Origin of the sequence: Streptomyces sp. NBC_01294 (assembly GCF_035917235.1) — a bacterium.
Classification (GTDB): Bacteria; Actinomycetota; Actinomycetes; order Streptomycetales; family Streptomycetaceae; genus Streptomyces; species Streptomyces caledonius.
In genome coordinates this window covers 3,418,768-3,432,589 of record NZ_CP108423.1, presented here as the reverse complement: position 1 = coordinate 3,432,589, position 13,822 = coordinate 3,418,768, and the positions used below count along the sequence as shown (strand labels likewise).

General features: G+C 73.2%; 12 protein-coding genes. 8 read left to right on the top strand and 4 right to left on the bottom strand.

Annotated elements, in window-relative coordinates:
* Positions 1–67 precede the first annotated feature (67 nt).
* A complete protein-coding gene (locus OG534_RS15330) occupies positions 68–898 on the bottom strand; it encodes a DUF4190 domain-containing protein (protein ID WP_326588618.1) in 831 nt (276 codons plus the stop codon).
* A gap of 378 nt (positions 899–1,276) precedes the next feature.
* On the bottom strand, positions 1,277–2,239 hold the full coding sequence (locus tag OG534_RS15325) for an AraC family transcriptional regulator (RefSeq protein ID WP_326588617.1): 963 nt from the start codon (positions 2,237–2,239) through the stop codon (positions 1,277–1,279).
* A gap of 82 nt (positions 2,240–2,321) precedes the next feature.
* Here OG534_RS15325 and OG534_RS15320 point away from each other — a divergent pair, with 82 nt between their 5' ends.
* The 6 genes from OG534_RS15320 to OG534_RS15295 all read left to right on the top strand — a co-directional run bounded on the left by OG534_RS15320 (position 2,322) and on the right by OG534_RS15295 (position 9,938).
* Positions 2,322–3,161, top strand: a complete 840-nt coding sequence (locus OG534_RS15320; RefSeq protein WP_326588616.1) for an NmrA family NAD(P)-binding protein — start codon at positions 2,322–2,324, stop codon at positions 3,159–3,161.
* Between the two features lie 344 nt (positions 3,162–3,505).
* Entirely contained in the window at positions 3,506–5,332 is a 1,827-nt protein-coding gene (locus tag OG534_RS15315; protein WP_326593642.1) for an AMP-dependent synthetase/ligase, read from the top strand.
* A 132-nt stretch (positions 5,333–5,464) separates the two neighbouring features.
* Complete coding sequence (locus OG534_RS15310; protein WP_326588615.1) at positions 5,465–7,084, top strand: alpha/beta hydrolase; 1,620 nt, start codon at positions 5,465–5,467, stop codon at positions 7,082–7,084.
* A gap of 300 nt (positions 7,085–7,384) precedes the next feature.
* On the top strand, positions 7,385–8,095 hold the full coding sequence (locus OG534_RS15305) for an ABC transporter ATP-binding protein (protein ID WP_326588614.1): 711 nt from the start codon (positions 7,385–7,387) through the stop codon (positions 8,093–8,095).
* Between the two features lie 50 nt (positions 8,096–8,145).
* A complete protein-coding gene (locus tag OG534_RS15300; RefSeq protein WP_326588613.1) occupies positions 8,146–9,045 on the top strand; it encodes a hypothetical protein in 900 nt (299 codons plus the stop codon).
* A gap of 89 nt (positions 9,046–9,134) precedes the next feature.
* Positions 9,135–9,938 carry a hypothetical protein gene (locus tag OG534_RS15295; protein ID WP_326588612.1) on the top strand — a complete coding sequence of 268 codons (804 nt, stop codon included), beginning with the start codon at positions 9,135–9,137 and terminating at the stop codon, positions 9,936–9,938.
* A 64-nt stretch (positions 9,939–10,002) separates the two neighbouring features.
* Here OG534_RS15295 and OG534_RS15290 read toward each other — a convergent pair whose 3' ends face one another.
* Entirely contained in the window at positions 10,003–11,154 is a 1,152-nt protein-coding gene (locus OG534_RS15290) for a lipase family protein (RefSeq protein WP_326593640.1), read from the bottom strand.
* 236 nt (positions 11,155–11,390) lie between these two features.
* Here OG534_RS15290 and OG534_RS15285 point away from each other — a divergent pair, with 236 nt between their 5' ends.
* Both OG534_RS15285 and OG534_RS15280 read left to right on the top strand, forming a co-directional pair.
* Complete coding sequence (locus OG534_RS15285; protein ID WP_326588611.1) at positions 11,391–11,876, top strand: MarR family winged helix-turn-helix transcriptional regulator; 486 nt, start codon at positions 11,391–11,393, stop codon at positions 11,874–11,876.
* Positions 11,877–12,072: 196 nt separating this feature from the next.
* Positions 12,073–13,482: an MFS transporter gene (locus tag OG534_RS15280; protein WP_326593638.1), complete on the top strand. Its 1,410-nt coding sequence runs from the start codon at positions 12,073–12,075 to the stop codon at positions 13,480–13,482.
* Positions 13,483–13,607: 125 nt separating this feature from the next.
* Here the strand turns inward: OG534_RS15280 and OG534_RS15275 are convergent, their stop codons facing one another.
* On the bottom strand, positions 13,608–13,784 hold the full coding sequence (locus OG534_RS15275) for a hypothetical protein (RefSeq protein ID WP_326588610.1): 177 nt from the start codon (positions 13,782–13,784) through the stop codon (positions 13,608–13,610).
* Positions 13,785–13,822 lie beyond the last annotated feature (38 nt).

Here is a 13,822-nt window from a genome sequence, read left to right as displayed (position 1 = left end):
GCCTCGGGTCCGCCGCAGGCCACGGGTGGGCGTGCGGCGGACGACGAGGTGGGGCCGGGGCCGCGGCTCAGGAGCCGGCGCGGACCGAGCCGGTGCTGGAACCGCTGGCGTCCCCGATGAAGCAGGTGACCTCGCGGTCGCCGAGGATCCAGGTGGTGGACTGGGGGTAGTAGTAGTACACCTCCAGCTTGTCCGAGAGCTTCGCGTCCTTGCCCACGTACGTGGTGAGCGCCGGGCCCGCGCACTTCTCCTCGACGATCGAGACGACCTTCTCCGTGCCCGGGTACGGTCCCTCCTCCAGCTCGAAGACGGAGTACGCCTCGCCCTGGTGGGCCTGCTCGCAGGGCACGATGCGCACGGAGAGGGAGGCCTGGCCGCCGTCCTTGTCCTCGTACTCCGCCAGGTTGTCGTCCGTGTTGAAGCAGTCGCCCAGGCGGATGTCGCTCACCTTGCTGGAGCCCGAGTCGGTGACCTGGCCGCTGGTGTCGCGCTTCGGCGACGGGCCGTCGCCCAGCGCTCCCGCGATTCCGAGGACCACCAAGACCGCGGTGAGCGCGAGGGTCACGCCGTGGATGACGATCGCCGCGACGGCGAAGCCCTTGCCCTTCTCGCCGCGGCTGCGGATCTGGGAGAGGGCGATGATGCCGAGGATCAGCGGGACCAGCGGCAGCGCGCAGACGATCGACATGACGAACGCCACGATGGCCAGCGCGTTGGTCTTCTGCGACTGCGGCGGCACGTGCCAGCCCTGCGGCCCGCCGGCGTACGGCTGCCCGGGGTCCCCCGGCTGCCCCGGCTGTCCGTACGGTCCCGGCTGTCCCGGCTGCCCGTACGGTCCGGGCTGTCCGGATTGCGGGTACGGCTCGGGGGACGACGGCGGCTGCGGCGGTATGGACATGCGCGTGGAGCTCCTTGCTCAGAGGGTGAGACACGATCAACAGCCGGGCGGTGACACCGCGGCCGCCGGGGCCCGGTCCGCGCGAGGCCGGCGACGGGCGGCAACGTGGCCGCTCCCGGTCCGGCGTGGTCCCGGACGCCTTCGGCGGGTGGCAGCCGGACCGCACCGACGCATGCATGCCGTTGGTGTGGTGCCGTCCCTACGCTACCTGCCGTGACCGACAGCCCGTGGACTGCCCGCCGGGGACCCCGCCACCTGCCACAACGCCCTTAGCCGACCGGCAGGATGCGTACGACGCGCCCCATGCCGCCCCATGCCGCCCCATGCCGGCCTATGGCGTTCTATGCCTCCTGCGTGCCTTACACGCTCTATGCGCGCTTACGCGGCCGGGCGGGCCGCGGCGGTCGCGCGGTGTTGGCTCGGGCGGGTTCCGTAGACGCGGTGGAAGGCCACGCTCAGCCCGAAGGCGCTCTTGTAGCCCACTTGTCGGGCGATCGATTCCACGGTGGCATCGGTGCGCGCCAGCAGGTCCGCCGCCAGTGCCAGGCGCCAGCCGGTCAGGTAGGCCATGGGCGGCTGGCCGACGAGGTCGCCGAAGCGGCGGGCGAACGTCGCGCGCGAGACACCGGCCTCCTCCGCGAGGGTCGTCACCGTCCACGGACGCGCGGGCCGGTCGTGGATCAGCCGCAGGGCCCGGCCCGCGACGGGGTCGCCGAGCGCTCGGTACCACCCGGGCGGATCGGCCTCCGGGCCGGCGAACCACTCCCGCAGGGTGGACAGCAGCAACAGGTCCAGGAGCCGGTCGAGGACGGCCTGCTGGCCGGGGTCGTCCCGGCCGACCTCGACGGCGGTGAGTTCCAGGATGGGGCCGGGCGTGCCGCCGCTGCGCACCACGAGCACCCGGGGGAGCGCGCTCAGCAGCCGTTCGGAGACGCGGCCGCCGACCTGGTAGCTGCCGGTGAGCATGACGGCCGAGCCGCCCCGGTCGTTCCCGCAGGTGCGCAGGCCCAGGACGACGTCCTCGCTGATCTCCTTGCCGTCGGCCGACGTGCAGTGGTCGGGGCCGACCACGTACAGCGGCGGCGTCCGCAGGTCGCCGTCGGCGGTGTCGGCGAGGGTGAACGGCTCCCGTCCCACCACGATGGCCACGTCGCCGGGGCCGAGCTCGACGGGCGGGGCGTCGTCGCCGGGGACGATCCAGCCCGAGCCCCGCAGCATGGTGACGAGGCTGAGCGGCGTCCTGTCGGCGAAGCGCACCGACCAGGGCGGGGTCAGGAGGTTCCGGCTGAACAGGGCGCCCTCGGACCTGACTTCGTACAGCAGACTCGCCAGCGCATCCATACGGCGAGCCTAGACGCTGAGACATGGAACTGAGCGGGTGGACCATTCCCCGGCTCACCTCCCCGCGGGTTGACTGGTCCGCATGACGAAGAAGACGACACAACCGATTCTGGTCCTCGGCGGCACGGGCAAGACGGGACGCCGGGTGGCCGCAGGCCTCCGGCAGCGCGGACACGAGGTCCGGGCGGCCTCGCGCAAGGGGCCGCACCGCTTCGACTGGAGTGACGAGAACACCTGGGAGCCGGTGCTGCGGGGGGCCGGTGCGGCCTACCTCGTGGACTCGCAGCTCGCCGACGCCGCGGAGTCGATGCGCTCCTTCGGCAGGCTGGCCGTGGACGCCGGGGTCGAGCGGCTGGTGCTGCTGTCGGCCCGCGACTGGGTGGTGCCGGCCGGCGAGGAGAAGCTTCCCTGCGAGCGCGCGGTACGGGAGTCCGGCGCCGCGTGGACGATCCTGAAGCCGGCCTGGTTCGCGCAGAACTTCAGCGAGGACCCGTTCTTCCGGGGGCAGCTTCTCGACGGCGAGGTCGTGATGTCGACCGGGGACGGCGTCGAGCCGTTCGTCGACACCGAGGACATCGCCGACGTCGCCGTGGCCGCCCTCACCGAGGACGGGCACGGCGGGCAGGCCTACGAGCTGTCCGGTCCGCGGCTGCTGAGCCTGGGCGCCGTGGTCGAGGAGATCGCCCGGGCCACCGGCCGGGACATCGCCTACCGTCCCGTCCCGGCGGACGAGTTCACGGCCTACGCCGCGCGCCAGGACCTGCCGGGGGACTACGCGGACCTGCTGAACATGCTCTACGGCTGGATCAGCGAGGGCCGCTTCGCCCAGCTCGCCGACGGCGTGCAGCGCGCGCTCGGCCGCGAACCGCGCGACTTCGCCGACTACGTCCGCACCACGGCGGCGACCGGGGTGTGGAACTGACCTGGTCGGCGCCCGGCCCGCCCGACGCTGCCCGCCCGACTCTGCCCGACTCCGCCCGGCGCTGCCCGCCCGACTCTGCCCGGCCCGAACTCCGTCCGGCCCGGCCCGACTTCGCCCAGGACGGGCCCGGCTCAGGCCCCCGGACGGGGCCGAGGCCGGGCCCGTCGGGGGGCGCGGCCTCGTGCGGTGGTGGCGTGGAGCGTCCGTGAAGAAGGGCTCCGGGGGCTGGTCGGGCAGCGTTACCGCTACGTAAATTACCGGCGGTAACGCTCGTGTCGACCCGAGGAGAGTGCGCGGTGGAAGCCGAGCTGAGGCTGGTCAAGCCCGTAGAGCCGGTCAAGACCATGATCGACGGGGTGGTGCGCGAAGTGCGGGTCCCCGCGCTCGTGGGGCCGCAGGGGCGGGGATCCCTCGCGGACATCCCGTTCGACAACGCCCGGGAGGCCCCGCGCGAGGCGGTGCTCGCCCGCAAGGAGCGGGACGGGAGCTGGCGCGACGTCACGGCCGCCGAGTTCGCCGCCGAGGTGCTCGCCGTCGCCAAGGGCCTGATCGCCGAGGGGCTGCGCGAGGGCGACCGGCTCGCGATCATGGCCCGTACGACCTACGAGTGGACCCTGCTCGACTTCGCCGGATGGGCCGCCGGGCTGGTCACCGTACCGATCTACCCGACCTCCTCCGCCCTCCAGGCGCGCTGGATCATCCAGGACTCCGGCGCTGTGGCCTGCGCCGTCGAGGACACGGCGCAGGCCCGGCTCATCAGCAACGAGCGGGCGAACCTGCCCTGGCTGGCGCACCTGTGGGAATTCGACACCGGCGCGATCGCCCGGCTGGTCCGGGCCGGGGAGCGGATACCCGAGGCGCTGGTGCACGCCCGCCGGGCCGCCCGCACCCCGGAATCCGTCGCCACCCTCATCTACACCTCGGGCACCACCGGGCAGCCCAAGGGGTGCGTGATCACCCACGCCAACTTCTTCGCCCAGGTGGACAACGCGGTGGAGCTGCTGCACCCCGTCTTCAAGTCCGTCAGCAAGGACCCGGCGTCCACCCTGCTGTTCCTGCCGCTCAGCCACGTCTTCGGGCGGATGGTGGCCGTCGGCTGCATGCGGGCCCGCGTCAAACTCGGGCACGCGCCCAGCATCAGTATCGAGGACCTCCTCGCCGACCTCGCCGGCTTCCGGCCGACCTTCCTCCTGGCCATTCCGTACGTGCTGGAGAAGGTCTACAACACCGCCCGGGCCACCGCGGAGAAGATGGGCCGGGCCTCCTCCTTCGACCGGGCCGCCCGCATCGCGCGGCGCTTCGGCGAGGTCGCCGAGGGCAAGGCCGCCGGACTCCTGCTGCGCGCCGGAAGGGCCCTGTACGACCCGCTCGTCTACCGGCGGATCCGGGCCGCGCTCGGCGGCCGCGTCCGCTACATCCTGAGCGGCGGGTCACCGCTGGGCCGGCGGCTCGCCGCCTTCTACACGGGCGCCGGCATCGAGGTCTTCGAGGGCTACGGACTCACGGAGACCACCGGCGCGAGCACCGTGACCCCGCCGCAGCGGCCCCGGCTCGGCACGGTGGGATGGCCGCTGCCGGGAACGGCCGTACGGATCGCGGACGACGGGGAGGTGCTGCTGGGCGGCGGGCACGTCTTCGCCGGCTACTGGAACAGCGGGCACGCCCTGCCGTACGGGAGCTGGCTGGCGACCGGCGACATCGGGGAGCTCGACGCCGACGGCTACCTCACGATCACCGGCCGCAAGAAGGACCTGATCATCACGTCCGGCGGCAAGAACGTGGCGCCCGCGCCGCTGGAGGACTGGCTGCGGGCCCACCCGCTGGTCGGCCAGTGCATGGTGCTCGGCGACAACCGGCCGTACATCACCGCGCTGATCACCCTGGAGCCCGACGGGCTGCAGCACTGGCGCCAGATGCACAAGAAGCAGGGCGTGCCGATCCGCGAGCTGGTGCGGGACGAGGCACTGCGGGCGGACCTGCAGAGGGCGGTGGACGAGGCGAACCGGCTGGTGTCACGGGCCGAGTCGATCCGCCGCTTCGCCGTCCTGCCGGTCGATTTCACCGAGGCGCGCGGCCACCTGACCCCGTCGCTCAAGCTCAAGCGGGCCGTGATCGCCCGCGACTACGCGGACCGGATCAACGAGCTCTACCGGGGGCCGCGCGAGGCGTGAGCCGGGGCGCGCGGGGCGCGCGGGCGGGGCCCAACGCCTGGTCACGGGCCGTGGCCACGGCCGGGGGGCGGGGTCGGGGGAGCGGGACTATGGTGGGCTGATGGGTCCGGGGGGCCACCCGAGGAGGGTGCTGTGCACCGTTCCCGCCGTTCCCACCGGTCCCGCCGTTCCCAGCGTTCCCGCGCCCGGACCGCCCTCGCCGCCTGGGCGCTGTTCCTGGCCTCGCTGGTGGCTGCCCCGGCCGTCCCGGCCGCCGCGCCCACGCCGCCGCCCACCCCGATACCCACGCCCGTCCCCACGCCCACCGGGGACGACCCCCTGGCACGGTTCCACGCGCAGCGCGTCCAGTGGAAGGACTGCCGCGACCGGCCCGTCCCCGCCGAGATGCAGTGCGCGACCGTCGACGTCCCGCGCGACTACGCGGCCCCGGGCAAGGGCACGGTCAAGGTGGCCCTGGCCCGCATCCCGGCCACCGACCGGAAGAACCGCATCGGCTCGCTGCTGCTGAACTTCGGCGGCCCCGGCGCCCCGGGCACCGCGAGCCTGGCCGACAGCGCCAAGTTCTTCGCCGACCTCGGCGAGCGGTACGACCTCATCGGCTTCGACCCGCGCGGGGTCGGCCACAGCGAGCCCGTCTCCTGCGGCGGACCCCAGCACGCCGACGCGGAGGCGATCCCCGACGCCGCCGCGCTGCTGGCGGCCCTGCGGTCCCTGGCCCGGCGCTGCGAGCTCGCCTCGGGCCCCGTCCTCCCGTACATCGGGACCGTGAACGTCTCCCGCGACATGGACGTGATCCGCCGCGTCCTCGGGGACGAGAAGCTCAACTACCTCGGCTTCTCCTACGGGGCCCGGCTCGGCGCCGTGTACGCGGCGCAGTTCCCCGGCAGCACCGGCCGGATGGTCCTCGACGGCGTCGACACCCTCACCGCGCCGCTGGCGGAGCGGGCCCTGGTCTCCACGCGTGCCCAGCAGCGGGCCCTGGACAACTTCCTGTCCTGGTGCGCGCACCAGCAGGACTGCGTCTACGGGACCAACACCCGCACCGCCAAGGAGAAGGTGGCCGCCCTGGTGACCCGGCTCGACGAGGAGCCGCTCGTCGGCGAGGACGGCACGTACCTGACCGGGCAGGTCGCCGCCGTCGCCATGGGCAACGCCCTGTACTCGCAGCAGCTGTGGCCCGCGCTCGCCGAGGCGCTGGCGTCGGCGGAGCGCGACAGGGATCCGGCGGGCCTGCTCCAGCTCAGCGGACCGCTGATCCCGCCGCCCGAGGACGAGGACCAGGGCGCCGGCCCCGGTACGGTGCCCGCCGACAACGCCCTGGCCGCGCTCGCCGCCGTGAACTGCGCGGACGACCCGGACCGCTCGCGCGACAAGGCCGACCCGGCGGTCGTCGAGCAGGAACTGCGGGACATGGAGGGCGAGTTCCTGAAGGCCTCGGAGATCTTCGGGCCGCGCCAGCTGATGACGGTGCTCGCCTGCTACGGGCGCCCCGCCGGAACCGACTTCATCCGCAGGATCAACCACCCGGGCGCCCCGCGGATGCTGCTGATCGGCACCCGCGGGGACCCGGCGACCCCGTACGAGTGGACGGAGGAGACGGCGGAGCGGCTCGGCTCGGCGGTGATCGTGGACCACAAGGGCGAGGGACACACCGCCTACGCGGCCTCGTCCTGCGTCAAGGAGTACGTGGACCACTTCCTGCTCGACGGACGGCTGCCGTCCGCGACCCGGTCCTGCCCCGCCGGGGGATGACCCGGCCGGCGACCGGGATCCCCCCGCCGGCGATCGCCCGCCGGCCGCCGGTGATCATGGACATGTTGACGCAGCGTGATGCGGGTAGGGTTGCTCCGCACCCAGGGTGCCCGGTCGCGCAGAACCCTGACGCGGAGCGGAAGTTGAGGTTCCGTCGACCCCGATGACCTGTCCGGGGCCCGCCCGAAGCGGGAAGCCTCCACCTGCCCATCGCGTCCACGCCGGGCCGGATGTCCGCCGGCGGGCGCGCTCACCACCACAAGCAAAGCGCACACCATGACTGTTCTTTCCTGTCGCGAAGTGACCAAGAGATTCCGGCGGCACTCCGTGCTGGACGGGATCAGCCTGAGCCTGGAGGCCGGTGAGATCGTCGGTCTCCTCGGCCTCAACGGCGCGGGCAAGACCACGCTGATGCGTTTGATGACCGGGCTCGCGCTGCCGAGCTCCGGTGAGATACGCCTGTTCGGGGAGCCGCTGCCGATGCGCCCCGCGCAGCTCGCCCGCATAGGCGCCGCACTCGACGCGCCGTCCTTCCCCCGCTGGCTCACCGGCCGGGCCGTCCTGCGCATGCTGCTCGAAAGCACGGGGCGCCCCGACGGCGGCCGTACGGGAGCGGTGCTCGACCGAGTGGGTCTCGCGCATGCGGCCGACAAGCGGGTCGGCACCTACTCCCAGGGCATGAGGCAGCGATTGGCCCTCGCCGCGGCCTTGTTGAAGCGGCCGGACCTGCTCATCCTCGACGAACCCACGAACGGCCTCGACCCGGAGGGGCTGCGGATGGTCCGCCGCGTCATCGCCGAGGAATCGGCCCGTGGAGCCGCCGTTCTGGTCTCCAGCCATCAACTCGACGAGATCCAGCGCATCTGCCACCGCGTGATCATGGTGGCGGACGGCCGCGTGGCGGCCGCCGGCACGCTGGAACAACTCGGCTACGACCCCCGCGGCGGACCCGACGCCTTCGAGGACTGGTTCTTCGGACTGGTCGGTCAGCGCGACGGGGGCTCCCGATGAGGCCGTTGATCCTCGGTGAGTACCGTCGGCTGTGCCGCCACCCCCTGGGGATGACGCTCGCCGTTCTCTTCGTGCTCGGATCCCTCTACTGCGCGGTCGGCAGCCAGAGCGCCGCGTCGGCGAGTCTCAAGAACGTCCGGTACAACATCGAGACGGTGGCGCAGGGGTGCGAAACGGAGCTGAACAGCCCCGAGCAGAAGGCCCGGTGCCGCAAGGACGTCCCCCACGAGCTGAAGGTTTTGCGGCAGTACGAGGTGACCTTCACCGCGTACGGCCTCCGGGCGGCCAACGGGCAGCACCCCGTCGCCTCGGTGGTCTGGACGATGAAGCTCGCGACGTCCATCCCGGGACTGACGCTGGTCGTCCTCGTGGCGGCGTTCTTCGTCGCGGGTGAGTGGAGCCGGGGAAGCATCGTGCCGCGCCTGCTCTACGAGGCCCGCCTCAGCCGCCTGCTGGCCGCCAAGGCGGCCGCGGTGTGGCTGTGGATGCTCACCCTGGTGGCCGTTTCGTCGGCCGTGACGGGGACCGTCGGCATGCTCTACACCCGCTCGGCGTTTCCGCTGCCGAGTCCCGGTGCGCTCGGTGAGGTCCTGGCCGAGACGGCCACGGTCCTCGTCGCGGGCGCCGCGGTGCTGGCGGGTGCCGCCGCCGGCGCCGTGGTCCTCGCCGCACTCGTCCGGCTGCCCCTGCGCACTTCGCTCGTGGGCCTGCTGCTCCTGCTGCTCGTGGTGCAGACCGCCGGCATGCCGGTCGTGGGTGCCTGGTTGCCCGGCGGAGCGCTGTCCGACCTCGTCGGATTCGGCGGGCTCGACAGCGTTTGGGACCACTTCTGGGTGTCGACCGCGCCCTCGACGGTGCCCGCAGCCCTGCGGGCCGTACCGACGCTCCTGGGCATCGCCCTGCTCTGGGCCTTCCTTCAGCGCCGTTCGCGGACGAGGGACCTGGTGTGAGCCGGGGCGCGGCGGGAGTGCGTGCGCGGTACCGGCGGAGCGTCGCCTGGAGGGGCGAGCTCCGCGCCCTCTGGGTACCCCCGGTGTACGTGACCGGCGCGTTGCTGGTCGCGGCCACGGCAGCCGCGGGTGCCGGGAAGTGGTGGGGCGGTGCGGTGTTCGGCCGCCAGCACCCGACGGTGGCCGCCCTGGTCGAACCCGCCTCCGCGCTGCGGGCCGCGGCGTGGCAGTCGGCCACCTTGGGCGGGCTCCTCCTCGCCACGGTGATCGTGACGATCGGAGTGGCGCAGTTCATCGAGAGCGGCACCTGGGGCGCCCTGCGGCTGTACGAACACCGCACGCACGTCCTGTACGGCCGCAGGCTCTGTGCCGCGCTCGGGTTCCTCGCCGTGGTGCAGGTGGTGAGCGGCCTGACCCTCTGGATCGTCATGCGGGGGATGGCCGCACTCCGGCCGACTCCGACGCTGCCGCCGAACGCCTTCGACACGGGGTCCCCGAGCGGCCTGCTCGACGCCGGACCGGCCGGCTGGGGCGAGGCGCTCGCCGCCATGGGCGGCGCCCTGCTGGTGCAGGCGCTGTACCTCTCGGTCGCGTGGTGTGCCGCGGCGCTCCTGCGCAACTCCATCGGCACCTTGGCGCTGGGGGTCGGTCCGTGGCTCGTGACCGCCCCCTTGCTGCTCCTCCCGATCGGCCCCTTCCTCCCGCACGCGTGGATCGCCAACCTGATGGCCCTCCCGGGTGAGGGGCAGTACCGCTTCTACTTCTGGGTCCAGGAATCGCCGCAGCCCTCGCCGGCGGTCGGCGCGGCCCTTGTCGCCGGCTGCATCGGGGCCCTCGCTCTGGCGGCTCACCTGCTGCTCCGCTCGGAGCGTGTGCTCCGGCCCGTCGACTAGGTCCGCGCGGGGGACCGGCGGTCTGCCCCGTCGGGGGGCGATCCCCCCGACCGGGCGGGCCGGATCAGCAGTTGGGGTGCGTGGGGCGGCCCGCGAAGCGGTCCGCCAGCCAGTTTCCTGCTTGCAAGGACTGTGTGATCACGCCGCTGACGTGCTCACCGATCCAGATGGTGTCGAACTCGACGTTCGCGCCCCGCGCGCACCAGTCGGAGCGCAGCCGGCGGCCCACCCCGTACGGGATCAGCTCGTCGCCGAGCGCGTGGTACTGGTACACGGGCGCGGCCGGGGCGGCGGCGCCGAGCCGGCTCTGGTTCAGCCTGGCCCGCCAGTCGGGCTGGTCGAGCGGGTTGCGCGTGGTCAGGTCGGAGATCCGCTTGAAGGAGCCGGCGATCGAGTTGATCGCCACGCAGTTCTCCTTCATGCCTGCGACCAGCACTTTCCCGGCCGGGTTGAGGTAGGAGTCCAGCTTCAGCTCGGGGAAGGCCGCGTCCTGGCCGGCCGCCGCCATGAAGATCAGCCCGGAGCCGAAGGAGCCGTTGTTGAAGTCGGCCACCTCTCGCAGGTCGCCGGGGACGCCGCCGGTCGCCGTGCCCTTCACCTGGAGCTCCGGGGCGTACGAGCCCTGCAGCTCGGCGGCCCAGCTGCTCGCCTGGCCGCCCTGCGAGTAGCCCATGATGCCGATCGGGGTGTCGGCCGGGAGGCCGGCTTCCGGGAGCCGGGTGGCGGCGCGCGCCGCGTCCAGGACGGCGTGCCCGGCGGAGGGGCCCACGGTGTAGGTGTGGACGCCCGGGGTGCCGAGGCCCTCGTAGTCGGTGACCACCACGGCCCAGCCGCGCAGGGTGAGCTGCTGGATGAGGTTGGCCTCCATGGCGGTGCCGTGCGGGAGGTTGGCGCTCGGCGCGCAGGAGTCGCCCATGCCGACCGTGCCGACGGCGTACGTGATCAGCGGGCGCGGGCCGGTGCGGCCGTCCTGCGGGACGACGACGGTGCCGGAGACGACGGTGGGGGCGCCGTCGGCGGTGGTGGAGCGGTAGTGGATCTTCCAGGCCTTGGTGCCGGTGGGCTGGCCGGGCAGCGGGTGGAAGGCGGACGGGGCGCTGGCGACGACATCGCCCGGGGCGCCGGCGTAGGCCGGGGCGGGGGCGGCGGTCGGGGCGGTCGAGGCGATGGCCGTGGGGGTCGTGGCCGGAGCGGCCGAGACGGCCAGGGCGGCCATCGTGGCGAGGGCGGTGCTTCGCAGACGCGTGGGGCTGAGGAAGGACACGGCGGCTCTCCCGGAAGGGTTGTTTTCCGTGCGGGGTGGGTGAAGTGAAGGTAGTGACCGACCGGTCGGGAGGTCGCTGACCGCGCAGCTCAGCTTTCCTGGCCCCGGTTCGCACGCCCCGGCCGGCGCGGCCGTTCATCCGGTTGCCGATAATCCGCGACAGATCGATTCTCGTTACCCTGGCAGGCATGACTGCCATGGCACCCACCCGCACCGAACCGGACCTGTCCTTCCTCCTGGACCACACCAGTCACGTCCTGCGGACCCGGATGAGCGCGCGGCTCGGCGAGATCGGGCTCACCCCGCGCATGCACTGCGTGCTCGTCCACGCCGTCGGGGAGGAGCGCACCCAGGCGCAGCTCGCCGAGATCGGCGACATGGACAAGACCACGATGGTGGTGACCGTCGACGCGCTGGAGAGGGCCGGCCTGGCCGAGCGCAGGCCGTCCAGCACCGACCGGCGGGCGCGGATCATCGCGGTCACCGATGAGGGGGCGGAGGTCGCGAAGGAGAGCCAGAAGATCGTCGATCGCGTCCATCAGGACGCCCTCGGGGCCCTGCCCGACGGTGAGCGCGAAGTGCTGCTCCGTGCGCTGAACCGCCTGGTCACGGGACATCTGGAGACGCCCGTGGAGGGCTCGCGGCCGGCCCGGCGGGCGCGCCAGAAGGGATAGGCGCCCGCGCTTCGAACCGTAGAAGATAGTCTGCAACGGAACTATCTGCTACGGTCTCTTCTGTTGCCTCCCGACGACAGGAGAGACCGCCGTGTCCGCCACTTCCGCACCGGCTTCCGCACCGGCTTCCGCACCCGCACCCGCGTCCACCCCCTCGCGCTCCCGCCGCCTCGCCCTCGGCGTCCTGGCCACCGGGATGCTGATGACGATCCTCGACGGCAGCATCGTGACCGTCGCCATGCCGGCCATCCAGAGCGACCTGGGCTTCACCCCGGTCGGGCTGAGCTGGGTCGTCAACGCCTACCTCATCGCCTTCGGCTCGCTCCTCCTCCTCGCCGGCCGCCTCGGCGACCTCATCGGCCGCAAGCGGATGTTCCTCGCCGGCACGGGAGTGTTCACCGCCGCCTCGCTCCTGGCCGGCGTCGCCACCTCCCCCGGCGTGCTGATCGCCGCCCGCTTCCTGCAGGGCGTCGGCAGCGCGATGGCCTCCGCCGTCAGCCTCGGCATCCTCGTCACGCTCTTCACGCAGCCGCGCGAACGGACCAAGGCCATCGCCGTGTTCAGCTTCACCGGCGCGGCCGGCGCCTCGATCGGGCAGGTCCTCGGCGGTGTGCTCACCGACGCCCTCACCTGGAACTGGATCTTCTTCATCAACCTGCCCATCGGCCTCGCGACCCTCCTCGCCGCACTCCGCGCCCTGCCCGCCGACCGCGGCCTCGGCCTGAAGGCCGGTGCGGACATCCTCGGCGCGCTGCTCGTCACCTCCGGCCTGATGCTCGGCATCTACGCGGTCGTCAAGATCGAGGAGTACGGGGCGGCCTCGCTCCACACGCTCGGCTCCGGCGCGCTCGCGCTCGCCCTGCTCGCCGGCTTCCTCGTCCGCCAGGCCACGGCGGCGAACCCGCTCATGCCCCTGCGGATCCTCCGCTCGCGCAGCGTCTCCGGCGCGAACCTGGTCCAGATGCTGATGGTCGCCGCCCTCTTCTCCTTCCAGATCCTCGTCGCGCTCTACCTGCAGAACGTGCTCGGCTACAGCGCCTCCGGGACCGGCCTCGCGATGCTGCCGGCCGCGGTCGTCATCGGGGTGGTGTCCCTGACCGTCTCCGCCCGGCTCATCGCCCGCTTCGGCGAGCGCAAGGTCCTCCTGACCGGCCTCGTGCTCCTGGTCGGCGTACTCGGTCTGCTGACCCGCGTGCCCGGCCGGGCCGAGCAGGCGCACTACGTCACCGACCTGCTCCCCGTGATGCTCCTCGCCGCCGGATTCGGCCTCGCCCTGCCCGCCCTGACCTCGCTGGGCATGTCCGGCGCGAAGGAGGAGGACGCGGGCCTCGCCTCCGGCCTCTTCAACACGACCCAGCAGATCGGCATGGCCCTCGGCATCGCGGTCCTCTCGACCCTCGCCGCCTCCCGCACCGAGTCCCTCACCGCGGCCGGCCGCCCCGTCTCCGAAGCCCTGACCGGCGGATACCACCTGGCCTTCGCGGTCGGCGCCGGCCTCCTCCTCGCCGCCCTGGCCGTCGCCTTCACGGTCCTGCGGCGCCCGCAGGACGCCCCCGTCGCGACCGCCGCGACCGCCGGACGGGAGCCCCGGCCGGCCGTCCTGTGACCGCGCGGAACGGCCGCGACCGCAGCCCGAGGCCGCCCCTGGAACACCGACGACGGTGTTCCAGGGGCGGCCTCGGTCCATCCCGGCGTCGCGGTCCGGCGTCGCGGTCCGGCCTCGGTGTCGCGTCAGGCGACGCCGTCACGGCGCCTGCGGGGCTCGGGCCGCATCGGGACGATCGCGCCGGTGGAGACGGGCACCGTCGAGCCGTGCAGCGCGGAGGCGCCGAGTGCGCTCGGGGCCACCCGGATGGCGCCCACGGCGATGGCGGCCTTGAGGAGGGCGAGGCGGTGGATGCTGGTCATGACGTTCTCCTTCACGGCGGGGGCGGGGTGGGGACGCG

Excerpts from the sequence above, each read along its gene's own strand:
- OG534_RS15275 (WP_326588610.1), bottom strand. The coding sequence starts at position 13,784 with ATGACCAGCATCCACCGCCTCGCCCTCCTCAAGGCCGCCATCGCCGTG.
- OG534_RS15280 (WP_326593638.1), top strand. The coding sequence starts at position 12,073 with ATGCTGATGACGATCCTCGACGGCAGCATCGTGACCGTCGCCATGCCG.
- OG534_RS15315 (WP_326593642.1), top strand. The coding sequence starts at position 3,506 with ATGATCGACGGGGTGGTGCGCGAAGTGCGGGTCCCCGCGCTCGTGGGG.
- OG534_RS15285 (WP_326588611.1), top strand. The coding sequence starts at position 11,391 with ATGACTGCCATGGCACCCACCCGCACCGAACCGGACCTGTCCTTCCTC.
- OG534_RS15325 (WP_326588617.1), bottom strand. The coding sequence starts at position 2,239 with ATGGATGCGCTGGCGAGTCTGCTGTACGAAGTCAGGTCCGAGGGCGCC.
- OG534_RS15330 (WP_326588618.1), bottom strand. The coding sequence starts at position 898 with ATGTCCATACCGCCGCAGCCGCCGTCGTCCCCCGAGCCGTACCCGCAA.
- OG534_RS15300 (WP_326588613.1), top strand. The coding sequence starts at position 8,146 with ATGACGCTCGCCGTTCTCTTCGTGCTCGGATCCCTCTACTGCGCGGTC.
- OG534_RS15320 (WP_326588616.1), top strand. The coding sequence starts at position 2,322 with ATGACGAAGAAGACGACACAACCGATTCTGGTCCTCGGCGGCACGGGC.
- OG534_RS15290 (WP_326593640.1), bottom strand. The coding sequence starts at position 11,154 with ATGGCCGCCCTGGCCGTCTCGGCCGCTCCGGCCACGACCCCCACGGCC.